General features: G+C 40.9%; 27 protein-coding genes. 19 read left to right on the top strand and 8 right to left on the bottom strand.

Annotated elements, in window-relative coordinates:
- Positions 1–49: 49 nt before the first annotated feature.
- Entirely contained in the window at positions 50–232 is a 183-nt protein-coding gene (locus FCL54_RS07615) for a DUF5325 family protein (RefSeq protein ID WP_138124997.1), read from the bottom strand.
- 197 nt (positions 233–429) lie between these two features.
- On the opposite strand from FCL54_RS07615, the gene typA reads away from it, so the two are divergent.
- From typA to FCL54_RS07600, 3 genes are all read left to right on the top strand, one after another.
- The gene (gene typA, locus FCL54_RS07610; protein WP_138124995.1) at positions 430–2,265 is read left to right on the top strand and encodes a translational GTPase TypA; all 1,836 of its coding nucleotides are present in this window, start codon (positions 430–432) and stop codon (positions 2,263–2,265) included.
- A 75-nt stretch (positions 2,266–2,340) separates the two neighbouring features.
- A complete protein-coding gene (locus FCL54_RS07605) occupies positions 2,341–2,658 on the top strand; it encodes a YlaH-like family protein (protein ID WP_138124993.1) in 318 nt (105 codons plus the stop codon).
- A gap of 22 nt (positions 2,659–2,680) precedes the next feature.
- Positions 2,681–2,953 (top strand): hypothetical protein, encoded by a 273-nt coding sequence (locus FCL54_RS07600; RefSeq protein WP_138124991.1) that lies wholly within the window; start codon positions 2,681–2,683, stop codon positions 2,951–2,953.
- A 63-nt stretch (positions 2,954–3,016) separates the two neighbouring features.
- Here FCL54_RS07600 and FCL54_RS07595 read toward each other — a convergent pair whose 3' ends face one another.
- Complete coding sequence (locus tag FCL54_RS07595) at positions 3,017–3,472, bottom strand: hypothetical protein (RefSeq protein WP_138125580.1); 456 nt, start codon at positions 3,470–3,472, stop codon at positions 3,017–3,019.
- Positions 3,459–3,659 (bottom strand): YlaI family protein, encoded by a 201-nt coding sequence (locus tag FCL54_RS07590; RefSeq protein ID WP_138124989.1) that lies wholly within the window; start codon positions 3,657–3,659, stop codon positions 3,459–3,461. Before FCL54_RS07590 ends, FCL54_RS07595 begins: the two co-directional genes overlap by 14 nt.
- A gap of 128 nt (positions 3,660–3,787) precedes the next feature.
- On the opposite strand from FCL54_RS07590, the gene FCL54_RS07585 reads away from it, so the two are divergent.
- The gene (locus FCL54_RS07585; RefSeq protein ID WP_138124987.1) at positions 3,788–4,249 is read left to right on the top strand and encodes a pyridoxamine 5'-phosphate oxidase family protein; all 462 of its coding nucleotides are present in this window, start codon (positions 3,788–3,790) and stop codon (positions 4,247–4,249) included.
- Between the two features lie 56 nt (positions 4,250–4,305).
- Here FCL54_RS07585 and FCL54_RS07580 read toward each other — a convergent pair whose 3' ends face one another.
- Positions 4,306–4,887: a YhcN/YlaJ family sporulation lipoprotein gene (locus FCL54_RS07580; RefSeq protein ID WP_138124985.1), complete on the bottom strand. Its 582-nt coding sequence runs from the start codon at positions 4,885–4,887 to the stop codon at positions 4,306–4,308.
- A gap of 175 nt (positions 4,888–5,062) precedes the next feature.
- Here FCL54_RS07580 and FCL54_RS07575 point away from each other — a divergent pair, with 175 nt between their 5' ends.
- Positions 5,063–6,394: a PhoH family protein gene (locus FCL54_RS07575; RefSeq protein ID WP_138124983.1), complete on the top strand. Its 1,332-nt coding sequence runs from the start codon at positions 5,063–5,065 to the stop codon at positions 6,392–6,394.
- Positions 6,395–6,408: 14 nt separating this feature from the next.
- Here FCL54_RS07575 and FCL54_RS07570 read toward each other — a convergent pair whose 3' ends face one another.
- Positions 6,409–6,909 (bottom strand): peptidyl-prolyl cis-trans isomerase, encoded by a 501-nt coding sequence (locus FCL54_RS07570; RefSeq protein WP_138125578.1) that lies wholly within the window; start codon positions 6,907–6,909, stop codon positions 6,409–6,411.
- Positions 6,910–7,064: 155 nt separating this feature from the next.
- Here FCL54_RS07570 and glsA point away from each other — a divergent pair, with 155 nt between their 5' ends.
- The 5 genes from glsA (at position 7,065) to pyc (ending at position 13,730) form a co-directional block, all read left to right on the top strand.
- Positions 7,065–7,961: a glutaminase A gene (gene glsA / locus FCL54_RS07565; RefSeq protein WP_138125576.1), complete on the top strand. Its 897-nt coding sequence runs from the start codon at positions 7,065–7,067 to the stop codon at positions 7,959–7,961.
- A 121-nt stretch (positions 7,962–8,082) separates the two neighbouring features.
- Positions 8,083–8,364 (top strand): Fpa/YlaN family protein, encoded by a 282-nt coding sequence (locus FCL54_RS07560; protein ID WP_138125574.1) that lies wholly within the window; start codon positions 8,083–8,085, stop codon positions 8,362–8,364.
- A gap of 135 nt (positions 8,365–8,499) precedes the next feature.
- A complete protein-coding gene (locus FCL54_RS07555; protein ID WP_138124981.1) occupies positions 8,500–8,955 on the top strand; it encodes a site-2 protease family protein in 456 nt (151 codons plus the stop codon).
- Between the two features lie 125 nt (positions 8,956–9,080).
- Positions 9,081–10,265 carry a putative lipid II flippase FtsW gene (gene ftsW, locus FCL54_RS07550; protein WP_138124979.1) on the top strand — a complete coding sequence of 395 codons (1,185 nt, stop codon included), beginning with the start codon at positions 9,081–9,083 and terminating at the stop codon, positions 10,263–10,265.
- A gap of 24 nt (positions 10,266–10,289) precedes the next feature.
- Positions 10,290–13,730, top strand: a complete 3,441-nt coding sequence (gene pyc, locus FCL54_RS07545; RefSeq protein ID WP_138124977.1) for a pyruvate carboxylase — start codon at positions 10,290–10,292, stop codon at positions 13,728–13,730.
- Between the two features lie 82 nt (positions 13,731–13,812).
- On the opposite strand, the gene FCL54_RS07540 is transcribed toward pyc, so the two are convergent.
- Positions 13,813–14,706: a COX15/CtaA family protein gene (locus FCL54_RS07540; protein ID WP_138124975.1), complete on the bottom strand. Its 894-nt coding sequence runs from the start codon at positions 14,704–14,706 to the stop codon at positions 13,813–13,815.
- 431 nt (positions 14,707–15,137) lie between these two features.
- On the opposite strand from FCL54_RS07540, the gene cyoE reads away from it, so the two are divergent.
- From cyoE to FCL54_RS07510, 6 genes are all read left to right on the top strand, one after another.
- A complete protein-coding gene (cyoE, locus tag FCL54_RS07535; RefSeq protein WP_246055170.1) occupies positions 15,138–16,079 on the top strand; it encodes a heme o synthase in 942 nt (313 codons plus the stop codon).
- Positions 16,080–16,205: 126 nt separating this feature from the next.
- Positions 16,206–17,231, top strand: a complete 1,026-nt coding sequence (gene coxB / locus FCL54_RS07530) for a cytochrome c oxidase subunit II (protein ID WP_138124973.1) — start codon at positions 16,206–16,208, stop codon at positions 17,229–17,231.
- A gap of 29 nt (positions 17,232–17,260) precedes the next feature.
- Positions 17,261–19,099, top strand: a complete 1,839-nt coding sequence (gene ctaD / locus FCL54_RS07525; protein WP_138124971.1) for a cytochrome c oxidase subunit I — start codon at positions 17,261–17,263, stop codon at positions 19,097–19,099.
- On the top strand, positions 19,096–19,713 hold the full coding sequence (locus tag FCL54_RS07520) for a cytochrome (ubi)quinol oxidase subunit III (protein ID WP_138124969.1): 618 nt from the start codon (positions 19,096–19,098) through the stop codon (positions 19,711–19,713). Before ctaD ends, FCL54_RS07520 begins: the two co-directional genes overlap by 4 nt.
- Before the next feature lie 4 nt (positions 19,714–19,717).
- Positions 19,718–20,059, top strand: a complete 342-nt coding sequence (locus FCL54_RS07515) for a cytochrome C oxidase subunit IV family protein (RefSeq protein ID WP_138124967.1) — start codon at positions 19,718–19,720, stop codon at positions 20,057–20,059.
- 177 nt (positions 20,060–20,236) lie between these two features.
- Positions 20,237–20,734, top strand: a complete 498-nt coding sequence (locus tag FCL54_RS07510) for a GNAT family N-acetyltransferase (protein ID WP_171016731.1) — start codon at positions 20,237–20,239, stop codon at positions 20,732–20,734.
- 52 nt (positions 20,735–20,786) lie between these two features.
- Here FCL54_RS07510 and ytvI read toward each other — a convergent pair whose 3' ends face one another.
- On the bottom strand, positions 20,787–21,845 hold the full coding sequence (ytvI, locus tag FCL54_RS07505; RefSeq protein WP_138124965.1) for a sporulation integral membrane protein YtvI: 1,059 nt from the start codon (positions 21,843–21,845) through the stop codon (positions 20,787–20,789).
- Between the two features lie 151 nt (positions 21,846–21,996).
- Between ytvI and FCL54_RS07500 the strand changes: the two genes are divergently transcribed.
- Positions 21,997–22,338 (top strand): Asp23/Gls24 family envelope stress response protein, encoded by a 342-nt coding sequence (locus tag FCL54_RS07500; protein ID WP_138124963.1) that lies wholly within the window; start codon positions 21,997–21,999, stop codon positions 22,336–22,338.
- 51 nt (positions 22,339–22,389) lie between these two features.
- Here the strand turns inward: FCL54_RS07500 and FCL54_RS07495 are convergent, their stop codons facing one another.
- On the bottom strand, positions 22,390–22,749 hold the full coding sequence (locus FCL54_RS07495) for a YugN family protein (RefSeq protein ID WP_138124961.1): 360 nt from the start codon (positions 22,747–22,749) through the stop codon (positions 22,390–22,392).
- 248 nt (positions 22,750–22,997) lie between these two features.
- On the opposite strand from FCL54_RS07495, the gene safA reads away from it, so the two are divergent.
- Both safA and FCL54_RS07485 read left to right on the top strand, forming a co-directional pair.
- The gene (safA, locus tag FCL54_RS07490) at positions 22,998–23,624 is read left to right on the top strand and encodes a SafA/ExsA family spore coat assembly protein (RefSeq protein WP_138124959.1); all 627 of its coding nucleotides are present in this window, start codon (positions 22,998–23,000) and stop codon (positions 23,622–23,624) included.
- 17 nt (positions 23,625–23,641) lie between these two features.
- On the top strand, positions 23,642–24,070 hold the full coding sequence (locus FCL54_RS07485) for a CBS domain-containing protein (protein WP_138124957.1): 429 nt from the start codon (positions 23,642–23,644) through the stop codon (positions 24,068–24,070).
- Positions 24,071–24,148: the final 78 nt, after the last annotated feature.

Genomic DNA, 24,148 nt, shown 5'->3' with positions numbered 1-24,148 from the left:
TTTTTTATGTTGAAGAAAAAGTTAATAGTTAATTTTTTTATCAAGCAATTTAAGAAACAGTCTCTCTGTGTTTTCTTTTTAAATAAAAACCTGTTCCCATAAAGATAATCACACCAGCAAATGAAGCGATGCCGCCTAACACACTTGATTCAGCGATCGAGATACCGATCGCACACATGCTGAACACAGCAAGGCATGCTAGAACAAAAAAGAGAAGATTTGCATATTTCATTTTATATCCTCCTAAAAATGAAAAGAATAAATATTGAATAACCTTAATACTTGTTACACCCATACAATATAGTTTATCGTAATAAACGTTCGTAGAAAAGTGATAGTTGTTATTTGCCATTTCAGAAATTATGTTATAATGTCTTAGTTATTAGTTTTTACGACCGGATTTTGGTCAGTAAATGAGGAGAGAATTTCATGAAAACAAGAAACGATTTACGTAATATTGCAATAATTGCTCACGTAGACCACGGTAAAACAACACTTGTTGACCAGTTGTTGCATCAGTCAGGAACTTTTAGAGAAAATGAACAGATTGATGAAAGAGCAATGGATTCCAATGATCTTGAAAGAGAAAGAGGAATCACGATTCTTGCAAAAAACACGGCCATCAACTATGGGGATGTCCGGATTAATATAATGGATACACCGGGACACGCGGATTTCGGTGGAGAAGTAGAACGGATCATGAAAATGGTCGATGGTGTTTTACTTGTTGTTGACGCTTATGAAGGCACAATGCCTCAAACACGATTTGTACTAAAAAAAGCACTTGAGCAAAAGTTGACGCCTATCGTTGTTGTTAACAAAATTGACCGTCCAAATGCTCGCCCTGATGAAGTAATAGATGAAGTGATCGATCTATTTATAGATCTTGGTGCAGACGAAGACCAGCTCGATTTCCCGGTTGTATTTGCATCTGCCCTGAATGGTACTTCTAGCCTAGAACCCGAAACTCAGGAAAATAATATGGATTCATTATTCAATACGATCATCGAACATATCCCTGCACCTATTGATAACAGTGAGGAGCCTCTACAATTCCAGGTAACATTGTTGGATTATAACGATTATATAGGCCGTATAGGTATCGGTCGGGTGTTCAGAGGTATGATCAAAGTAGGCCAGCAAGTTGCACTAATGAAACTTGATGGAACTGTCAAACAGTTCAGGGTAACGAAACTGTTCGGTTTTATCGGTTTAAAAAGAATCGAGATTCAAGAAGCTAAAGCTGGCGATCTAGTTGCTGTAGCAGGTATGGAAGAGATCAACGTTGGAGAAACTGTTTGTCCTATCGATAACCAGGAAGCACTCCCTATTCTTAGAATCGATGAGCCGACATTGCAAATGACTTTTCTTGTGAACAATAGTCCTTTCGCCGGGCGGGAAGGTAAATATGTAACGAGCAGAAAAATTGAAGAACGCCTTCGCTCTCAGCTTGAAACAGATGTTAGCTTGCGAGTGGAGAATACAGATTCACCGGATGCATGGGTTGTGTCAGGACGCGGAGAGCTTCATCTGTCCATCCTGATTGAAAACATGCGCCGTGAAGGATATGAGCTGCAAGTATCCAAGCCTGAAGTCATCGTCCGCGAAATCGATGGCGTACAATCTGAGCCGGTTGAACGTGTTCAAATTGATGTGCCGGAGGAATACACCGGCTCTGTCATGGAATCCCTTGGAGAGCGCAAAGGTGAGATGATCAATATGATCAACAACGGCACAGGACAGGTCCGCCTTGAATTTATGGTACCTGCACGCGGATTGATCGGATATGCCACCGAGTTTATGACCCAAACGAGGGGATATGGCATCTTGAATCACTCCTTCGACGGATATCAGCCTCTGATCGGCGGAAGAGTAGGCGGAAGAAGACAGGGAGTTCTTGTTTCAATGGAAAAAGGAAAAGCTTCTGAGTATGGGATCATGCAGGTGGAAGACCGCGGAACTATCTTTGTAGAACCGGGTACAGAAATCTATGAGGGCATGATCGTCGGAGAACACACCCGTGACAACGACCTGTCAGTAAACATTACAAAAATGAAACAAATGACAAACGTTCGTTCAGCAACAAAAGACCAAACAGTAAACATGAAACGTCCTCGTATTTTAACATTGGAGGAAGCGCTTGAGTATTTGAATGATGATGAATATTGCGAAATCACTCCTGAAACAATCCGTTTGCGCAAAAAAATTCTGGATAAAAACGAACGTGAAAAAGCAGCTAAAAAGAAAAAGCTTTCTCAACAATAAAATTAAGTTTGGAAAAGGGGAAGAAACTCATCTTCCTCTTTTTATACATAGAGGCTTAAACGGGGGTAAGTAAAAATGAATAAGCAAACAGAAATATCACCTGGTGACCTGTCAACATTTGCCCAGCTTGTCGGAATATACGAAAACCCGACTATGGGGTTTTTGCTTTTGTATCTGATTATCGTGGCACTTTCTGTTGTAGTGTATAAATTGGGGTTTGCACGAAAGCTTCCTGTATTAAAATCAGCAGTTATCTACATCGTTCTGGCGATCGGCTGCCTTCCCCTTACTTTTTTCGGAATCGGTTTACCAGTAGCTGAAGGACTTTTGGCTGCCGCTGTCGTATTAATAATATATAAGGTCAGACTGCACCAGTCCAAAAAGGACCAATAAACGAATAAGAAAGGTTGGTCTTATGAACCTGCAGGATACGCTTTATAATTGGCTCAGTATAAAAAAAGTAGCGGAAAAGAGAACGACTGATAAAGCAGCAAAGGATACGTGTGCCTTTTTCGAGCAAATTTTAAGAGATGATCATCAAGCGGATATTGTTAAGGTAGATAAGAATAACCAGCATTACTGTGTCACTTATTCAGTGAAAGGGAAGCATGGGCAACAAACCTTTCCTGTGGAGCTGATCGACGCACTATTTCTTTCCATTGAATCAGAGCCAAAATACAACAGTTAAATTCCTCACCGATCGAAAATTCCCTAACATTAAAAAGACGTGCTAGAATTTAGTGCACGTCTTTCACTTATCAGTCCTTTTCAGAAGAATAGCTTCAGTTCCCGCTAATCCAACGGCATATAGGAAGTGGCCGGCTGACCACCATAAAAAAGCATTACTGTCTGTGACGGGGGGTGTTCGTTTTTCTGAAAGCAGGGTTAACGGAAAGTATAGGAGCACTGCCGGAAAAGTAAAAGCTGCCGAAAGGATTAGAAGGCTACAGGAACGATGTGATTTATAGTGATGCGCCAAAAAAGAAACGGCAATTCCTAGACCCCACGATATGACGATATGAAAAAGAAATTCAATCTCCTCTGGCCATTTTACAGTACCGATCAAAGGAATAAAATCGATGTTTAACAAAAGGGTGTATACCAGACTTCCATCTCTGGCTTCCACCCATTTAAGAAACAGTCCCAGGATTAAACCGGCTACCGTTCCGGCAATTAGTCCATCATTTATTATCTTACCAGCTCTCATTTGCTTCATCTTTTTTATATAAGCGGAAATTGCCGGTATCGATCCTTTCTTTTGTTCGATTTTCGATGCGTTCATAACATTCTTTGCACATGTATGTGTGAATCGGCCGATTTCTAAGCTTTTTAGCAAGCGGACTCTGATTATCAATTTTTTCAATTTTATCGCAAATAACGCACTTCACTCTCATATCAATACACCTCTCAATTCTTACAAGTAGTATAACATGAAAAAGTTTGTTTGTTCTTCAATTTAATGGGAAATGCACTATACTCAAGTCTTTGCTTAGCGAATAAATAACAAAGTGGAGGGGTAGACATGCCTAATAAGATCAATCCGATTTTAACAGCGGAGTTATGGACGTTGCTTCAAAAAGAGCAATATGTAACGCTATGTACAATTGATAACGAAACTTATGGTCCGTATGTAAGTGCGATTTCCTGGCTATATGCTCCTGATGAAACAACCATCTTATTTGCAGTGGACAACCGTTCCAGGATCATTAAGAACATTAAAGAAAACCCGCTCGTTTCTTTTACATTAATCGCCAATGAAAGTACTTACTCCATTAATGGCTCTGCAAGTATTGCTATGGAAAAGATTGAGGGTGTTCCTTTAAAGCTCGCTTTAATAAATGTGAAGGTCAATGAAGTGAGAGATGTGATGTTTTATGGTGCCAGGATGTCTGTTGAACCTGCCTATGAAAAGGTATACGACCTTGAAGCGGCTGCAAAGCTGGACCTGGCAGTTATGGAAGCGATGAAAAGAAGCTTAGTTTAGCGACTAAGCTTCTTTTCATTAGGGGATCTGTTTGGAACTTGCATCAAATTTGTCATTTAACGTTGCAGATCTTGTTTTTCCTGCTGTTGTTTCATTTCTCTCTCTTCTTTTTTATTTAGTTGCTTATTATTTGACTCCGTTGGTTCAGGTTTAGTATCCATGATCTCATTAGGAACTTCAGGCATGATACGGCCGATAATCGCTGCAAGCTCTTCCACGATTCCTCCAACAGGCCGTCCCTGTCTTATTTCTTTTCCCATTTCACGGAGCCGCTGGACGGTATCAGCATCTGCTGTTACGATCGCAGTAGCACCGTAAGGATCATTTTTTAATGCTTCTGCAACGGAATATTTAATGGTTCCAACACGAGAGCGGTCTAACTTTTTATTAACATCGATCCCCACAATGGCATACTTGCCGGCTACAACAGCCGTTGCGTCATTAACATCCGGTACTTGTCTTGCAAGGTTTGTAAGGTGCTTTGCGATTTCATTCGATGACATCCGTTTTTCTTTTGGGGATTCTACCGATTGTTTGACATTTTGCACTTTATTCGTCTGTTTCTCATCAGCCGCATTATTGTTAGCACAAGCCGTTATGAAACAAATGCAACTGAATAGGATCAAGATTCTCTTCATTGCCAATCCCTCCAACCGTTTCCTTTAGGTAGAACGTTTGCTTAATTTCTATAATTATTTTTTGTATAACCGTCTAACTTTATTCAGTCCCTCATAGATTATACAAAGGTATTGTCCATTATTGCCTATGCCAAACAGTAGAGTAGTCTATGATTTCTAGATGTCAGGAGGCGAAATGTTGGATAAGATCTATGTTATAGATACAAATGTTTTGCTTCAGGATCCAAAAGCAATATACTCCTTTCAACATAATGAAGTGATCATTCCTGCAGTGGTATTAGAAGAGGTGGATTCTAAAAAAAGATATATGGATGAGGTTGGAAGGAATGCGAGGCATGTAAGTAAATTGATCGATAGCATGAGAGGAAAAGGAAAGCTCCATGAGGGAGTTGCATTAGAAAATGGAGGAATGCTAAGAGTTGAGCTGAACCATCGTTCATTTCAATATTTGCAAGATAAGTTTGTTGAAAAGACAAATGATAACCGCATCATCGCAGTAGCTTTAAATTTATTGCTGGAAGAACAGACAAAAGAAAACGGGCGGCAGGTTATTCTAGTCAGTAAAGATGCTCTTGTTAGGGTTAAAGCGGATGCGCTCGGCATTCCCGCTGAGGATTTTTTAAGTGACAGGGTTGTTGAATTCAATCAGATTTATACAGGATACCAGGAGAGGTTTGTATCGAGTGAAGTTCTCACAGGGTTTTACAAGAACAACGGTATTCCAATTGAGACATTGCAGTGCGGTATTTTGTATCCGAATCAATATGTCATATTAAAAGACACGTTAAGAAAATCCGTTTCAGCAGTCGGAAAGGTTGATCGGTCAAGAAGCTTTTTGAAAAAATGCGCTTTTGATAATGAACATGTATGGGGAATAACGGCAAGAAACGTTCAACAGCGGATGGCGTTGGACCTTCTTCTCCGACGGGATATCTCGCTTGTTACCATGGTAGGAAAAGCTGGAACTGGAAAAACACTGCTTGCGATGGCTGCAGGTCTAATGCAAACGGAAGATTTAAATAATTATAAAAAGCTATTAATCGCTCGCCCGATAGTGCCAGTTGGAAAAGATATCGGTTACTTGCCAGGTGAAAAAGATGAAAAACTAAAGCCCTGGATGCAGCCTATCTATGATAATCTGGAGTACTTATTCAATGTTAAGAAATCGGCTGAGCTGGATAAAATCCTGGCTGGAATAAGTTCGATTCAGGTTGAGGCATTGACTTATATACGGGGAAGAAGTCTTCCTGAGCAATACATCGTCATCGATGAGGCTCAAAATTTAACCAAGCATGAAGTGAAAACAATTCTTACAAGGGTAGGAGAGGGGAGTAAGATCGTGATGCTCGGTGACCCGAAGCAAATCGACCATCCTTATCTTGATGAGTATAACAACGGATTGACCTATGTGGTGGAAAAATTTAAAGACCAGCAGGTCAGCGGCCATGTCAAACTGGAAAAAGGAGAACGGTCACAGCTTGCTCAGTTAGCCGCAGACATCCTATAGCTGGATAAATGGTTTTATTTCACGATCAACCGCTTGATGTTTTTGATCGGTTCAGATTGGTTTGAACCGTCGCCATAATAAAAATGAATGGGGCCATCTTCTTTTAGTGGCTTGCCGTTAACAGAAAAACCAAGCAAGCTGCCATACGCCTGTTCCAGGGGGATAGAGATGGTCTCTTCCTGGCTTCGTTCGATAAGAAGTAACGCTGCATCCTCACCAGGCTCGGCATTTTTTAAAAAGGGTTCCAGTAAAATGCCGAAAGTACCGGTTAATGCTTTTTCTTTTTCAAATCGATTAATGCTTTTATTCACCGGCGGAAGTATTGCTCCCTGTTTCCGCGTACGGTCCCAGTTTTCAGAAGCAGATTTAACATAGTCTTCAAGCTCATCTTTTTTCTCTGTTTCTTTAGAGAAAAACTCCTTGATTTCTACTTTCCGGTCATCGAATATCCAAACTCCTGGATCCAGTGTTAACTGGAACTTTACATTTCCGGTGATAGGAATAATATCGTTCATGGTTTTCACCCCGTAGTCAAGATTTTTAATTGAACCATCCCCAAGTATAAAGCTTGTGCTTGGTTTTGTCACTTTTAGGGAATAGTAGCAGTGACTATCTTTATGATGGGGTGAAAGATTTGGTAAGATGTACTTCGAATGAAGAACTATTAGAAATGGTAAGCCGAGCTAAACCTCTCGCAAATGAAGGAAAAGTAGCTGACTATATTCCTGGCCTTGCAAATGCCAATCCGGAAGCGCTTTCCATCGCCATTTTTCAGGAAGATGAGAAATGCCTTTCCGCTGGTGATGTAGAGGAAAAGTTCACATTGCAGAGTATCTCAAAAATAATTACCCTTGCCCTTGCAATTATGGATGCTGGCGAAGAGAAGGTATTTTCCAGAGTTGGGATGGAACCGACAGGAGATCCGTTTAATTCGATTGCAAAACTTGAATCAATGGTTCCCTCTAAACCGTTAAATCCCATGATCAATGCAGGAGCGCTTGTCGTAACGAGCTTGATTTCCGGAGAAACAGTTGATGAAAAAGTAGGCAGGATCCTCACACTTGTCCATGATATGACAAACAATCCTACAATCGGGATTTCTCATGAGATCGCACGCTCTGAATACGAAACATCGCACCTTAACCGGGCCCTTTCCCATTTCATGAAACAGCATGGTGTGATCGAAGGAGATGTAGAACAAAATTTAGAAACTTATACAAAGCAATGCTCGATCGAGGTTGATTGTAAGGACCTTGCCAGAATTGGGATGGTACTGGCAAAAGGAGGGAAAGATCCTGATACAGGGAGGGAGATTATTCCTTCATATATTGCCAGAATAGTGAAAACGTTCATGGTTACTTGCGGAATGTATAATGCTTCAGGAGAATTTGCGATTAAGGTAGCGATTCCAGCGAAAAGCGGGGTCTCGGGTGGGATACTTTCCCTTGTACCAAATGAAATGGGAATCGGTGTGTTCAGTCCTCCGCTCGATCAAAAGGGAAACAGCATTGCCGGAGTCAAACTGCTGGAAATTTTGTCTTCCCACTTTAAATTAAGTATTTTTTGAATCACAAAGCCGGAGTCAGCCCTTATAAAATGAGCTCTGTTTACAAGGAATTGTCTTGCAATTTTAATTGGAAAAAGATATGATGTTAAAAGGAATGGCAATTGGGAACGGAGGGATCATTTTGTCAGCTGGGATGGCAACAGGACACAGTGAAAAAGCATATGCTCTGTTAAAAGCAGATGCGAATAAGATCCTTAAATTAATTGAAGTGCAAATGGAAAATTTAACAATGCCTCAATGTCCTCTTTATGAAGAGGTTTTAGATACGCAGATGTTTGGTCTGTCACGGGAAATTGACTTTGCTGTTCGACTTGGATTAGTCGAAGAAGAAGACGGCAAAAAGCTGCTTGAATCTTTGGAAAAACAATTGTCTGCCCTGCATGAAGCCAGCGTTCAAAAGTAACGATAACTCAAACTATCCCTCAGGTAGTTTGAGTTTTTTATTTATTTTACACATATTACGAGATTACTAAATTAGAAAACATGTGATTTATGGTAAAATGAAGATACCTTAATAGAAGGTCGCTGGAGGTTAGGTATGTTTTTGGAAGCAATCTGGTTCATGTTGTTTGTTGTCCCGGCGACGATATTTCTGCATGAAACAGGACATCTCATCGTTGCGAAGGTTTTAAAAATAAAAGGCCTGCGGATGGTCCTCGGTACAGGCCCTTTATTAATAGAGAAAAACACCCTCGATGTTGCGGTAGAAATCCGATTGTTGTATTTTGCTGGAGGCTATTCAACAACCCATTCAAAAGGTTCGATCCACAAATGGAAACAGGGCCTTATTTCCATTGGGGGTCCACTGATAAATCTTTTCTTTTGTTATGGTTTAATGCAGTGGTTGGACAGCAGGGCCACCAATAGTTTTTTGCAGCTGTTATTCTTGTTTAATCTTTGGGTCGGTATAATTAACTTGATCCCCTTCCGTATTAAAGGGAAGGAATCAGATGGATGGAACTTTATCAAAAATGTCTTAAAACCATCTTTATAAATATAAATGTATCTGAATTTATACATACGAGCTTTTGGCCCAATTATCAAGAATACAGGCAGGTTTTCCAGACTTGCTGACGAATTCTATCAATATCAGATGAATTAATAGGTAGGATGAAAATTATGATAAAAAAAATGTTTAAACATTATGATTATACGCTTATCGTTTCGATATTATTATTATGCGCATTTGGCCTTGTTATGGTTTACAGTTCTAGCATGGTCTGGGCTGTTATGCGTTTTGGATATCCAAGCGATTTTTTCTTTAAGAAGCAAGCGGTGTGGCTGGCTGTTTCGGTGCTTGCTTTCTTTGTAACGATGCTTTTTCCCTATAAAGCATATAAAAAATTCATGGTAATTTTTTTGCTGGGATCTATTTTTTCTTTATTAGTAGTGCTTATTCTCGGTAAAACGTCAAATAATGCAACAAGTTGGATCGAAATTGCAGGATTTACGTTCCAACCTGCCGAATTTGTAAAACTGGGGCTAATCATTTATCTTGCAGCTATTTACTCCAAGAAACAAAGCTATATATCACATTTTACTCGTGGAGCTTTACCTCCCCTATTGATAATAGGTTTTATTTTCGGACTTGTTGTCATCCAGCCTGACCTTGGAACAGCGATGATCATCGCTGCCACATCAGGAGTGGTGATTCTTTGCTCCGGTATGAAATGGCAGCATATTCTAATGCTCCTCTTAATCGGGGGAACGGTAATATCTGTTGTGTTCTTTAATCTGAGTGACGAGCAGTTGTCGCGTTTTACTGGTGCATATAACCCGTTTTCAGACCCGGAGAACAGTGGATACCACTTGATTAATTCCTATCTTGCCATTGCTTCGGGCGGGTTGACAGGGCAGGGGCTGGGTCAAAGTATCCAGAAGTATGGGTTCTTGCCTGAACCGCATACCGACTTTATCATGGCGGTGATTGCAGAAGAGCTTGGATTTTTTGGGGTTGTATTTGTTATTGGATTGCTAGGCTACATTGTTTTCAAAGGCTTTGTTACAGGAATTCGCTGTAAAGAAACTTTTGGGAGTTTGCTTGCGATCGGCATTTCTGGAATGGTAGGGATTCAAACCGTGATCAATCTAGGTGCTGTTACAGGAATGCTGCCGATAACAGGAGTAACGCTCCCGTTTATTAGCTATGGTGGTTCTTCGCTTTTATTGCTTATGATTTCAATGGGCATACTAGTTAATATATCCACTTTTGTGAACATGAGGAGAAAGCAGCAAAAGACAGCCGAGAAACAAACATCAGCTGAAGAAGTCCCGTTTATCTCTAATAGGTTTTCTAGAAATTAAGTTCAGCATAGGAGGAATAACAGAATGACAAAGAAGATTGAAAAAATTCTTGTAGCCAATAGAGGTGAAATTGCCATTCGGATTTTCCGGGCCTGTACAGAGCTTAATATCCGTACAGTGGCTATCTATTCAAAAGAAGATAGTGGTTCTTACCATCGATATAAGGCAGATGAAGCCTACCTTGTAGGAGAAGGCAAGAAGCCGATCGATGCATATCTGGATATTGAGGGAATCATTGAAATTGCAAAAGCAAACGATGTTGATGCTATCCATCCTGGTTACGGGTTTTTATCAGAAAACACCCTGTTCGCATCCAGGTGTAGGGAAGAAGGAATTGTTTTTATCGGACCGGATGTTCAGCACCTGCAAATGTTCGGAGACAAAGTCGATGCCCGTGAGCAGGCAGTGAAAGCAGGCTTGCCGGTCATTCCTGGTACTGATGGCCCCGTAAAGAGCCTGGAGGAAGTTCAACAGTTCGGCGAACAGAACGGCTATCCGATCATTATAAAAGCGTCTCTTGGCGGTGGGGGCCGTGGAATGAGGATTGTTCGAAGCGAGGAGGCAGTTTCCGAGGCTTATGACCGTGCTAAATCAGAAGCTAAGGCAGCTTTCGGCCAGGATGATGTGTATGTAGAAAAATTTATTGAAAATCCAAAACACATTGAAGTTCAGATCCTTGCAGATAAACACGGCAACATCGTTCATTTATACGAGAGAGACTGTTCTGTGCAGAGAAGGCACCAGAAAGTAGTAGAAGTTGCACCAAGCGTTTCCCTTAAGGAAGAAACAAGAGTCGCAATTTGTGACGCGGCTGTCCAGCTAGCGGAGAACGTTGAATATATTAATGCGGGAACAGTAGAATTTCTGGTTACGCCGGATGAAGAGTTTTTCTTTATCGAAGTAAATCCCCGGGTGCAGGTTGAACATACGATCACAGAGATGATAACAGGAATCGATATCGTTCAGTCCCAGATTAAAATTGCAGAGGGAGAACAACTCCATGGCCCTTCACTGGCTATCCCGATGCAAGAAGATATCCATTGCCATGGATATGCGATCCAGTCCAGGGTAACCACAGAGGACCCTGAGAACAACTTTATGCCCGATACAGGGAAAATTATGGCTTATCGGACGGGTGGAGGATTTGGAGTCAGGCTGGATGCAGGAAATGGATTCCAGGGAGCTGTGATAACACCGTATTATGATTCTTTGCTGGTGAAAGTTTCAACATGGGCGCTTAGTTTTGAACAGGCTGCAGCCAAAATGCTTCGAAATTTAAAGGAATTCAGGATAAGGGGAATAAAAACAAACACCGAGTTCCTGGAAAATGTTGTTACACATGAAAACTTCCTTTCAGGAAACTATGACACTTCTTTCATTGATACATCACCTGAACTTTTTGTGTTCCCAAAACGAAAAGACCGCGGGACTAAAATGCTTTCCTATATTGGAACGATAACCATTAATGGCTTTCCGGGACTGGACCAAAAGAAAAAACCGCTCTTTGACAAACCGAGGATGCCTAAGATCAAGTATTCTGAGCCGGTACCTTCCGGGACAAAGCAGATTCTTGATGAGCGGGGAGCAGACGGACTTGTAGACTGGGTGAAAGAACAAAAAGAAGTGCTGTTGACAGATACGACTTTCAGGGATAGCCATCAGTCTCTTTTGGCGACGAGGGTTCGTACGAATGACCTTGTCCGTATTGCGGAACCTACTGCACGGATGCTTCCAGACTTGTTTTCCCTTGAGATGTGGGGTGGTGCGACCTTTGATGTTGCATTAAGGTTTTTAAAAGAAGATCCGTGGGACCGTCTATTAAAGCTAAGGGAAAAGGCTCCAAATCTTTTATTCCAGATGCTGCTCAGATCTTCCAATGCGGTCGGCTATAAAAACTATCCTGATAATCTAATAAAAGAATTCGTTGATAAATCAGCAGAAGCAGGAATTGATGTTTTCAGGATATTTGACAGTTTAAACTGGGTGGAAGGCATGAGGCTTGCGATCGACTCGGTACGGTCTACAGGCAAAATCGCTGAAGCTTCCATTTGCTATACAGGAGATATCTCTGATCCTGCTCGAACTAAGTATAATTTAAATTATTACAAAGACATGGCAAGAGAGCTTGAGCAATCCGGTGCCCATATTCTTGGTATAAAAGATATGGCAGGGCTATTGAAGCCGCAGTCTGCATATGAACTGGTCTCGACATTAAAAGAAACGATATCGATACCTATTCATTTGCATACACATGATACCAGCGGGAACGGCCTCTATACCTATGCCAGGGCAGTAGAAGCTGGAGTGGATATCGTTGATGTGGCGATTAGCTCGATGGCAGGAATGACATCCCAGCCAAGTGCAAACAGCCTTTATTATTCACTCGAGGGGACGGAAAGACAGCCGAATGTCGATATAAGCGCGATGGAAAAACTTTCGCATTATTGGGAAGATACCCGTAAATATTATCAAGGGTTCGAAAGCGGCATGAATTCTCCGCATACTGAAATATACGAACACGAGATGCCGGGAGGCCAGTACAGCAACCTGCAGCAGCAGGCCAAAGCGGTTGGACTGGGAGACCGCTGGGATGAAGTGAAACGGATGTATCGCCGTGTAAATGAAATGTTTGGAGATATTGTTAAAGTTACCCCATCCTCTAAAGTAGTTGGGGATATGGCCCTATACATGGTCCAGAATGACCTTACAGAAGATTCGATCTATGAAAAAGGAGACAAGTTAGATTTTCCTGATTCTGTTGTCGAATTTTTCCAGGGGTATCTCGGACAGCCATATGGCGGATTTCCGAAAGAACTTCAACAAATCATTCTTAAAGGTAGAGAAGCGGTTCAATCAAGGCCAGGTGAATTATTGGAACCAGTTGATTTCACTGACATGAGAGAGACGCTTTACCATAAGCTGAACCGCCAGATTACAAGCCATGACCTTATCTCATATGCCCTTTACCCGAAAGTGTATATGGAATACGAACAGGTGAAAGACTTGTTCGGCGATGTTTCCGTACTGGACACTCCGACTTTCCTATACGGGATGAGATTAGGAGAGGAAATTGAAGTTGAGATAGAGCAGGGTAAGACATTAATCGTAAAACTTGTTTCGATAGGCGAACCGAATTTAGAAGGAAAGCGAACGCTTTACTTTGAACTAAACGGGCAGCCGCGAGAAGTTATGATCAAGGATGAGAACGTTAAGTCAGCAGTTACAGCAAAACCGAAGGCTGATAGAAATAATCCCAATCATATTGGTGCCACAATGCCTGGAACGGTAATTAAGAACCTTGTTGAAAAAGGGGAAAAGATTAATAAAGGCGACCACATCATGATAACGGAAGCGATGAAAATGGAAACAACAGTACAGGCGCCTTTTGCGGGCACGGTAAAAGAAGTTTATGTAACCAGTGGAGAAGCGATACAGCCCGGTGACTTATTGGTCGAACTAGTGTAAGCAATAGAAAAAGAGACTGCCTTAGACACGAGGCGGTCTCTTTTTTTCTAGTTATAGCGTAATGCCTTTAAAAAATGGTTTGTTACTTATTCCGAAGGGAGAGCATGATTAAGTACGTCAAAACGGTAAACAATCCAGCGATAAAAAGTCCGTGCGCTAAAGCGATAAACATATTTAATTCCGTTATAATAATTAACGCACCTGTTGTCACTTGCGATAAAATAAGCAAAAAGCTAATAATAAAACTCCAATAAACCACTTTTTCTTCTTTAAAAATTTTTAAAGCCTGGATCACTAAGCTAAGAAGCCATAAGAATGCAATCGCAGCTGCTACTCTGTGGAAAAATTGAACTGCAACCTGTCCTGATAGCGGAGGAATCAAGTACCCATTACATAGCGGCCATGTCGAACACGCCATACTTGATCCTGTATGCCGAACGAGCGCACCCGTGTAAACAACCACATAAACATAAGTTGTTAAAAGATATATCTGCACCCTGATCCGCTTTGGTATAGAAGGAACATACCCTTCTGGCATTCTAGAATGTTCAAAAACTAGAACTGTCAGTAAGACAACACTCGCGAAGCTAGCAAGCGAAATACCGAAGTGGGCTGCAAGAACGGTGTCAGATTGTCCCCAAACTACTGCTGCTGCTCCGAGCAATCCCTGGAAAACGATCAAGAAGACTGACATGAAAGCTAGAAATTTCGTCTCCCTTACACGACCTATTTTTTTCCATGTCCAGATTGCCAGGATAATGACCATGAATCCGAGTGCAGCAGAAACGACACGATGGCTGTATTCGATGATCGTTTCTAACTCGGGGGCAGTAGGCAGAACCTGCCCATAACATAATGGCCATGAATTCCCGCAACCTTCTCCTGACCCCGTTTTGGTAACTATAGCCCCCATCAAAAGAACCAGTAGCATTCCAAATGATGTCAAGACTGAGTAAATTTTCAACAATTTATTCACAATTACACCTTCTTTACAAAATTGCTTTGAAAAATAGTACAATAAATCATGATGATTGCTTTGTTCTTGTGACTTGAATCACAACTTTTTAAAACTGAAAAGGTTCGCCATTATGATTGTCTGATGAAGTATACAAAACTAGTAGATTCGTTTATAATGTAAAAGGATTATAAACTGCTAAATATCTTATCATAATTTAGCGATTCATATAATAATAAGTTGTGAATAAACAAGAACACTTCCAATTTTACCGTTATTTTTATATAGTTGGGTATAGACAAATGCCCGGGGAGGGGTTACATTGAATAAGTCTTTTCCTTGTTATCAGAACAGCCATGCAAATGGCTTGTTTCAAATGATAAATTGCCTCCATACAACTTATGGAGACCTCTTTTTTAGAAGCAACCGACCAATTAAAGGAGGTGGAGAAAGTGAGTAAAACAAGAACTGCTTATGAAGCAGCAAACAAAGTAATGGAACCTGGTCCCTTATCAGAAGCAAATCCTACCGGAACGTGGAAAGATTTTTTAACGCTTACAAAAGTCGGAATCGTCCTTAATAATCTGATCACAACGTTTACTGGAATCTGGATTGCCTCTGTGGTAACGGATTTTAACCTTTTTGCAAATTTACATGTGCTCATCCTTGCCATTTTAGGAACAGCATTTGTTGTTGCAGGGGGAACTTCACTTAACAATTTCATTGACCGGGATATTGACCAACTGATGGCAAGAACAAATACACGCCCTTCTGTTACTGGTAAAATTCCAGCCAACCAGGTTTTATGGGTAGGTTTGTCTTTATCAGCATTGGGCACAGTATTATTATATATAACTGAACCCATGGCAGCCTTGCTTGGACTGCTTGGCTTGATTATATATGTTGTTTTGTATACGATGTGGACTAAAAGGACCACCTCTTTAAACACCGTTATTGGTTCCTTCTCAGGAGCGATGCCTCCAATGATCGGCTGGGCTGCAGTAGACCCGAACCTTCATCCGATCGCATGGGGAATGTTTTTGATTATGTTCCTATGGCAGCCGCCTCATTTCCTGGCATTAGCCATGAAGAGAGTTGACGACTATCGAGATGCGGGAATCCCGATGCTGCCGGTAGTTGCTGGCTTCGAAATGACAAAGCGCCAGATGGTAATTTATATAGCTGCATTGATCCCAGTGTCATTGCTCCTTTATTCTTTCGGAACTGTTTATATCATAGCAGCATCCGTTTTGGGAGCAGGCTGGTTAGCAATAGGAATTGCCGGCTTCTTTATGAAAGATGACTTGAAGTGGGCAAGGATCATGTTTGTTTATTCTTTAAACTATTTAACGATACTGTTCATCTTAATGATTGCAGTAAATGTAAATCCTTAATCGGAATTTACTGGCTCTGGTTAGATTTAAAGTGATGTGCAAAGCGGCTTCATTCTGCTTTGCATCACTTTGTCTTAATATATTTTTTTAAAATGATTTTACTGAGAAAGTGAGGGTTATTAAAGAATGAGACGTTGGAAGAATGTTTGGCGTTTTTTACCACTTCTTGCGGTAATGGCGTTAACACTTACAGGTTGCGGTAATGAGCAACTGTCAGCTCTGCTTCCACAGGGTGAAGGGGCTAGAATGCAATTTAACTTGATGATGTTAAGCTTGTACATCATGATTGGAGTCTTCATTGTAGTAGCTATTATTTATACTGTCGTCTTGCTTAAGTTTAGAAGGCGCAAAGGTGACAATGAAATTCCAGAACAAACAGAAGGAAATGTAACGCTAGAGATTCTATGGACTACTATTCCGATTATTTTACTCCTTATCCTGGCTGTTCCTACTGTTATGACGACATTCGCTCTTGATCCTGATGAGGAGAAAATTCCGAAAGATGCTATTCGTGTTAATGTCACTGCGCACCAATACTGGTGGGAATTCGAGTATCCGGATTTAGAAGTGAAAACATCACAGGACCTTTATATGCCTGCAGGTGAAAAAGTATACTTTAACCTTAAATCCAAGGATGTTATCCATTCGTTCTGGGTTCCGGCTATCGGAGGAAAAATGGATACGAACACTGCAACTGAAAACTTAATGTGGTTAAAAGCAGACGAGGCAGGTACATATTTTGGAAAATGTGCTGAGCTTTGCGGACCTTCACATGCATTGATGGACTTTAAAGTTATCGTAAAAGACAAAAAGGATTTCATGGCATGGGCTGATAAGATGAAAGCAGCAAAAGGCGAGCCTGAAGGTGATTTAGCGGCACAAGGGCAAGAAATCTTCCAGGCTAACTGTATTGGATGTCACGCGATTGGCAACGAGGGAAGCAATGTTGGTCCTAACCTTACAAGCTTTGGTGACCGAACAACGATTGCTGGTATCCTGGAGCACAATGAAGAGAACCTTAAAAAGTGGATTAAAAACCCTCAGGATATCAAAACAGGAAACAACATGCCTCAATTCGGCAAACAGTTAAGTGATGACGAATTGGATGCTTTAGCTGAATACTTAATGGGTCTAAAAGTTGATGGAGAATAACAACCGTTGAAAAAAGGAGGTTAATATAAGTGTCTGCACATGCACAAAAAAAGAAAAACCCGATCTGGGATTGGTTAACTACAGTCGACCATAAGAAAATCGGGATTCTTTATCTCGCTACTGGAGCATTCTTTTTCTTGCTCGGTGGATTAGAAGCAATTTTGATTCGTATACAATTGTTGTATCCGGAAAATAACTTCGTTGGCGCACAAACGTTTAACGAACTCTTGACAATGCACGGTACAACAATGATCTTCCTGGCAGCGATGCCGCTCGTTTTTGGATTTTTTAACGCGATTGTTCCATTGCAAATCGGTGCGCGTGATGTAGCGTTTCCATTTGTAAACTCACTTGGATACTGGCTGTTCACTGCCGGAGGTATCATGCTTAACCTTGGCTGGTTCCTTGGCGGTTCGCCGGATGCAGGTTGGACAGGATATGCACCATTATCCACAACAAGTCCTGGTAACGGAGTAGACTTTTATGTATTAGGTCTGCAAATTTCCGGTATCGGTACACTTATCGGGGGGATAAATTTCCTCGTGACGATTGTTAACATGAGGGCACCTGGTATGACGTTTATGAGAATGCCTCTATTCACATGGACAACGTTTATTACTTCAGGATTGATCCTTTTCGCTTTCCCGGCGTTAACAATAGGATTAGCGCTGTTAATGTTAGATCGTCTATTCGGCACGCAATTCTTCGCGGCTGAAGCAGGCGGTAACCCAATTATTTATGAGCACTTATTCTGGATCTTTGGTCATCCGGAGGTTTATATCTTAATTCTTCCGGCATTCGGAATCTTTTCTGAGGTCATTCCTGTAATGGCTAAAAAGAGACTATTCGGTTACTCTGCAATGGTTTTTGCGACAGCATTGATCGGGTTCTTAGGCTTCATGGTATGGGTTCACCATATGTTTACAGTTGGTCTGGGCCCTATCGCTAACTCTATTTTCGCGGTTGCTACAATGTTGATCGCAGTACCGACTGGTGTTAAGATCTTTAACTGGCTGTTCACCATGTGGGGAGGAAAAGTTGTTTTCACGACAGCTAACCTCTGGGCTGTAGGATTTATCCCATCATTTGTTCTTGGTGGTATGACAGGGGTTATGCTGAGTGTTCCACCCGCTGACTATCAGTATCATGACAGCTACTTCGTAGTTGCACACTTTCACTACGTTATCGTAGGTGGGGTAGTGTTTGGTCTATTTGCAGGAATGTACTACTGGTGGCCAAAAATTTTCGGTCGCATGCTGAACGAAACACTTGGTAAAATCCATTTCTGGTTATTCTTTATCGGATTCCATTTGACGTTCTTCCCGCAGCATTTCCTTGGACTGATGGGTATGCCTCGTCGTGTATACACATACCTTTCCGGACAGGAATTGGAGACAGCAAACTTTGTAAGTTCTATCGGAGCTTTCTTAATGGGAGTAGCAACAATTGTGATGCTCTGGAATATCATCCAAACGTCTGTTGCTGGCAAAAAAGCTTCAAACGACCCATGGGATGCACGTACACTTGAATGGGCAATTTCTTCTCCGCCGCCGGAGTATAACTTTGCACAAACTCCATTGGTTCGCGGACTAGACGCATTCTGGCTTGAAAAACGTGCAGGTAACAAAACGATGACTCCAGCGGAGCCGCTAGATGACATCCATATGCCAGATTCATCAATTCTGCCATTCATGATGGCGGTCGGTTTGTTTATCGCAGCACTTTCAGCGATCTATAGCAGCTGGGCAATTGCAATCGGCGGACTTGTGCTGACATTTGCTATGATGTTCCTGCGTTCTGTCATCGATTATCATGGTTATCATATTCATAAAGAAGACTTGCCTAGTGAGGGGGTTGACGGCAAATGAGAGCAGAAGAAACAATGAACAAGCTGCCTGCCAATCCGGAACGGGCAACACTTGAAGGTAAAAACAAGTTTCTTGGATTCTGGTTCTTCCTTGGTGGAGAGACTGTACTCTTCGCCTCCCTTTTCGGGGTATACCTGGGATTGCGGAAAGCTACAAACGGCGGGGTAACATCTCAAGAACTTTTTGAGCTGCCATTGGTGTTTATTGCGACCATGTTGCTTTTAACAAGTAGTTTGACTGCTGTATTTGCAACGATGTCTTTAAAATCACAAAATTTCAAGGCAATGATCGGCTGGTTAGTGATCACCGTAATTCTCGGCTTTTCCTTCCTCGGACTGGAAATTTACGAGTTCAATCATTATGTGCATGAATATGAGCATACTATTCGTAGCAGCGCATGGGGTTCCGCTTTCTATACATTAGTTGGAACACACGGTGCCCACGTATTGTTCGGGGTTTCCTGGATCACACTGTTGATTGTACGTAACTTCGGACGCGGGTTGAACCTGTACAACGCACCTAAATTTTACGTTGCTGCTTTATACTGGCATTTTGTTGACGTTGTTTGGGTATTCATCTTTACAGTAGTTTATCTAATGGGAAAGGTGGGCTAAAAGAATGGGAAGTCATCAAAACGACTCAGTTTCGAAGCATGATCAAAGTCATTTAGACATCCACCATAAAATTGCTCATCAAAAAGAATTGAAGCAACACATTGTTTCTTTTGCAATGATGATTTTCTTAACAATGCTTTCATTCATTGCAGTTGCAAGTGAAGCTATCTCGACTCGATTTGCAATTTTATTTATCCTGGTTCTTGCAGGGATTCAAGCTGCATTCCAGTTATATATCTGGATGCATTTGAGCCACAAAGGACACCAATATCCTACCTGGGGAATTTTCTTCGGGATCGGCGTTGCTGCTACATGTGTAGCTGCAGGTGCAGCGATGATCTGGTAATTATTTTAGCTGTGATTGATTTCATCAATCACAGCTTTTTTCTTTTCTGACAGTCATTGGGATTATTTTTAAGAATTCGTATAAGAATCAAACATGTTTATAAGCATATAGATACTATAAGACAAGCCAAAACACAGAAATGGTTGTTCAGGCTAAATGTATATACGGGGGAGTAGCATGATAATAAGAGAAGCAATTCCAGATGACGCCAGGGCGTTTTTAAAGCTTTTAAAGAAGTTAGATAGGGAAACCAAATTTATGCTCTTTGAGCCAGATGAACGCAAAACGACGGAAGTGGAGCAAAGAAAACAATTGGAAACATTCATAGGAAAGGATAACAAGCGTGTTTTTGTTGTGGAAAACGAAGAAGATATCGTGGGCTTTTTATTGGCGAACGGCGGGAACTGCAACCGTAATAAACATGCATGCTATCTGGTTTGTGGCATATTGCAGAAATATACCGGCCAGGGAATAGGTACCAGTCTTTTTGAAAAAATGGAAGAATGGGCGATAAAAAATGGTATCAAACGGCTTGAACTTACTGTTATGAAACATAACCGTGCCGCTTTATACTTGTATGGAAAAGCAGGTTTTTACGTGGAGGGGTTAAAACGAAATTCTCTTATTGTTGATGGAGAGTTTGTAGACGAATTTTATATGGCTAAGTTGCTATAATAAGATTGCTCAATATATTAAAAACCGCTTCCGATCTGGAAGCGGTTTGCTGTTAGATTTTAAAATTCAACTTGATCAAGCCTGCTTCTCTTGCTGAATTAAAAGCGATGATTAGCAAAGGGCCTATAATGAATCCTATGATCCCCAATAATTTTAACCCGATATACATAGAAATTAATGTAGAGAGCGGAGAGAGTCCTATTTGCTGGCCCATTACTTTTGGCTCGACCGTTCGCCGTATCACTAACAGGATAACTGCCAGTACAGCAAGTTTTGTACCGGTACCAAGGTCCCCGGCGATGAGATGGTAAAGGGACCAGGGCCCAAGGATGACAATCGAGCCTATGATTGGAATAAAGTCAATGATCCAAATGATAAAGGACATCAACAGAGCAACTTTCGGCTGAATAATAAACAAACCGATCAAGGAAACAAAGAAAATAACGATACTGACCAGGAACTGGGCCTTGAAAAATCCTAAGATGACATAGGAAAGGCGGGATGCCATGAACTGTACCTTCTCAGCTGTTTTCTCTGTTAAAAAAGAATAAAGTCGCATCTTTAATGCAGGAAGTTCGAGCAAAAATAAGAACAGGGCAATTAAATATACAAGAAAGCTGACGAGATAGTTGGGTATATCTGTAACGATTTTTGTTATGGTCTCGATATACTCAAACTCGCTGATACGCGTTTTTGAGTTGGCAAAAAAACGGTCTACCTGCACGGTTACTTCTGATACGAACTCAGGAGGAAAATCCTTAGATACAGCGACCATATCCTGTTCCAGGTCATCCCACATATTGTTGATTTCATTTATGTAAGCAGGTGAATTTTCAACTAAATTGATTCCTTCGGTTACAACTTTGGTTATGGTAAAGTACCCCAGTATACCGATGAATACTACAAAAAGGGTAAAAACAATAATAACAGCAAAATATCGTTTCAGCCTTGTGTTAGTCTGGATCATTCTAACAGCAGGCTCTAAAAGCAGTGCTGAAATAAATGCCAGGATAAGAGGAATAGAAACAGGTAAAATCCAAAAAGCAATAAATCCGATCAAAATAATAGAGAATAATATAAGAAAAAAACGCCTGGTAAAAAGCTTAGACAACTTGGTACTCCTTTCTAAGTGGAACGCCTTTAGCCTTATTATAATATGTCAGGGAAATAATGAATAGTATAATGCAATAAGTTCTAAAAGTGACGTCCTTTCTCATATTTATAAATAGGAATAGCTGAATAGAAAGGGAGCGATTAACAGAATGGAAAAGCAACTTGGCGAGGGTACCCTTTCAATTTCTCAGGATGTTATAGATTTCATAATTGAAGTAGTGGTTGATGAAATAGAAGGAGTCCAAATGGTGGTTCAGAATGTCAAAGATAAACTGGTCGGAATTGTAAACAGAAAGAAGACGGTTTATTCGACGGAGGAGGAGAGTCAAAAGCTTACGGTAAATGTTAAAGTGGGAATAACCTACGGAGAGAATATACCGTTTGTTTGCTACCAGGTTCAAAATCGCCTCAAGGAAGAGATTGAAAATCTGACCGGATTCGAAGTTGAAGAAATAAACCTCTCAGTAGAACGTCTGGAATATAAAGATTAAAAAAAAGAACGCATGGGACTATGTCATGCGTTCTTTTCCTTTAGCAATAAACTACTTTAAAGCGGTTTCTAACTGTTCTTTAAGATTCTGAAGCCTTTTGTTACATGAATTTACAACACCTTTAGGAAATTCTTCATCATATTCAACCCCATGTGGATAATAATGCTTTCCTAAGTATGGCTGTCCCAGTTTCACAACTGCATATGGAGATTCCACTTCCCCTTCAATTGCAAGTCCCGGAATTCTTAAATAATAAACGTCACCATTCGTCATATCTTCAAATTTATGGTCATATGTAACTCTTTCATAGTCCCATTGGCCAGCAAGTGTGAAGCCGTTTTCATGCATAATATGATCTAAGATTGAGAATTGAACGATTGTTCCATCGATTCCTGTTGATTCGAACTTCATTGTATAACCTCCTTAATATTCATCACGTACCCTTTCTATTTTAGTATAAACAGCCATTTATACACAATGTGAAGTTTATTCAAAAGCACTGAAAAGGTCAAGGGACTTTTTTTAAGACAACTACTACTATTGTAAAAAAAAAAGAGGCAAAAGTCATTATTAAGTTGATCAAATTGATGAACTTTTTGTTATTTATCGAGTTATTTTTGAAAAATTGGTCACAATAACCAGTGAAAGGAGATGAAAAAGTGAAAAAACTAGCAACCATCTTATTAACTTTGGTATTGGGAATCACACTTCTGGTTCCGGGACAGGCCAGCGCAGCCACTACATATACTGTAAAACCCGGTGATACTTTGTGGAAGATTTCCAAGCGTTATCAGGTTGGGTTGAGTGAGATTATTAACGCTAACCCACAATTCAGTAATCCAGACCTTATTTATCCGGGTGACAGAGTTACAATTCCTTACAGCCGTTCCAGAAGCCAATCAAAGGATTTTGGACAGCAGGTAATGGACCTTACTAACCAGCAGAGGGCTAAATATGGCCTTTCCCCTTTAAAATGGGACTGGCAGCTTGCAAGGGTCGCAAGGTATAAGTCGGCTGATATGAGGGATAAAGGATACTTCTCTCATCAATCACCAACTTACGGCTCCCCGTTCCAGATGATGAAAAACTTTAATATTAACTATAGGAGCGCTGGAGAAAACATCGCGGCAGGACAACGAACACCTCAAGAAGTTGTGAATGCATGGATGAACAGTAAAGGGCATCGTGAAAACATTCTGAAGTCTGGGTACACTCACATTGGAGTGGGATATGTTAAGGGAGGCTCTTACGGCCATTACTGGACGCAAATGTTCATTTCAAAGTAAAATTTGGAGGGATCGTATTGACTGCACTTTCTGATATCATGTCGAAACAAGTTCAATATTGTACTCCTGTTGATAATGTGTATGAAGTCGCTGTGAAAATGAAAAAATGGAACGTAGGGGCGATTCCGATCTGTGAAGATGGGAATCTTATTGGGATGATAACCGATAGGGACCTTGTTATTCGAGGGATAGCTGAAAAGCATCCCGGGTCAACGAAAGTGACTGATGTGATGAGCGATAAACTTATTACTGCCAGTCCTGAAATGTCAGCAGAGGAAGCTGCCGAAATAATGGCAGAGCATCAAATTAGAAGGCTGCCCATTGTGGAGGAATCCAAATTGGTTGGTATTATTTCCCTGGGAGACCTTTCTCTTGCGCGGAATACGAAAGATGATGCCGGAATTGCCTTAACGGAGATCTCGGAAAAACCTGAACTTCATCATTGAGGCTTGGACATAAGTAACCGCTCAAATGGAACAACAAAGCTTACGAAAAAGGTCCAAAAGAAAAATCCGAACTAATTC

It is taken from the genome of Exobacillus caeni (assembly GCF_005747095.1).
Lineage (GTDB): Bacteria > Bacillota > Bacilli > Bacillales > Guptibacillaceae > Exobacillus > Exobacillus caeni.
The sequence above is the reverse complement of the archived record's forward strand: the minus strand, read 5'-3'. Positions and strand labels throughout refer to the sequence as shown.

What these genes read in the sequence shown, in the direction of transcription:
- FCL54_RS07615 (WP_138124997.1), bottom strand. Translation starts at nt 232, where the DNA reads ATGAAATATGCAAATCTTCTCTTTTTTGTTCTAGCATGCCTTGCTGTG.
- typA (WP_138124995.1), top strand. Translation starts at nt 430, where the DNA reads ATGAAAACAAGAAACGATTTACGTAATATTGCAATAATTGCTCACGTA.
- FCL54_RS07605 (WP_138124993.1), top strand. Translation starts at nt 2,341, where the DNA reads ATGAATAAGCAAACAGAAATATCACCTGGTGACCTGTCAACATTTGCC.
- FCL54_RS07600 (WP_138124991.1), top strand. Translation starts at nt 2,681, where the DNA reads ATGAACCTGCAGGATACGCTTTATAATTGGCTCAGTATAAAAAAAGTA.
- FCL54_RS07595 (WP_138125580.1), bottom strand. Translation starts at nt 3,472, where the DNA reads ATGAGAGCTGGTAAGATAATAAATGATGGACTAATTGCCGGAACGGTA.
- FCL54_RS07590 (WP_138124989.1), bottom strand. Translation starts at nt 3,659, where the DNA reads ATGAGAGTGAAGTGCGTTATTTGCGATAAAATTGAAAAAATTGATAAT.
- FCL54_RS07585 (WP_138124987.1), top strand. Translation starts at nt 3,788, where the DNA reads ATGCCTAATAAGATCAATCCGATTTTAACAGCGGAGTTATGGACGTTG.
- FCL54_RS07580 (WP_138124985.1), bottom strand. Translation starts at nt 4,887, where the DNA reads ATGAAGAGAATCTTGATCCTATTCAGTTGCATTTGTTTCATAACGGCT.
- FCL54_RS07575 (WP_138124983.1), top strand. Translation starts at nt 5,063, where the DNA reads ATGTTGGATAAGATCTATGTTATAGATACAAATGTTTTGCTTCAGGAT.
- FCL54_RS07570 (WP_138125578.1), bottom strand. Translation starts at nt 6,909, where the DNA reads ATGAACGATATTATTCCTATCACCGGAAATGTAAAGTTCCAGTTAACA.
- glsA (WP_138125576.1), top strand. Translation starts at nt 7,065, where the DNA reads ATGGTAAGCCGAGCTAAACCTCTCGCAAATGAAGGAAAAGTAGCTGAC.
- FCL54_RS07555 (WP_138124981.1), top strand. Translation starts at nt 8,500, where the DNA reads ATGTTTTTGGAAGCAATCTGGTTCATGTTGTTTGTTGTCCCGGCGACG.
- ftsW (WP_138124979.1), top strand. Translation starts at nt 9,081, where the DNA reads ATGATAAAAAAAATGTTTAAACATTATGATTATACGCTTATCGTTTCG.
- pyc (WP_138124977.1), top strand. Translation starts at nt 10,290, where the DNA reads ATGACAAAGAAGATTGAAAAAATTCTTGTAGCCAATAGAGGTGAAATT.
- coxB (WP_138124973.1), top strand. Translation starts at nt 16,206, where the DNA reads ATGAGACGTTGGAAGAATGTTTGGCGTTTTTTACCACTTCTTGCGGTA.
- FCL54_RS07520 (WP_138124969.1), top strand. Translation starts at nt 19,096, where the DNA reads ATGAGAGCAGAAGAAACAATGAACAAGCTGCCTGCCAATCCGGAACGG.
- FCL54_RS07515 (WP_138124967.1), top strand. Translation starts at nt 19,718, where the DNA reads ATGGGAAGTCATCAAAACGACTCAGTTTCGAAGCATGATCAAAGTCAT.
- FCL54_RS07510 (WP_171016731.1), top strand. Translation starts at nt 20,237, where the DNA reads ATGATAATAAGAGAAGCAATTCCAGATGACGCCAGGGCGTTTTTAAAG.
- FCL54_RS07500 (WP_138124963.1), top strand. Translation starts at nt 21,997, where the DNA reads ATGGAAAAGCAACTTGGCGAGGGTACCCTTTCAATTTCTCAGGATGTT.
- FCL54_RS07495 (WP_138124961.1), bottom strand. Translation starts at nt 22,749, where the DNA reads ATGAAGTTCGAATCAACAGGAATCGATGGAACAATCGTTCAATTCTCA.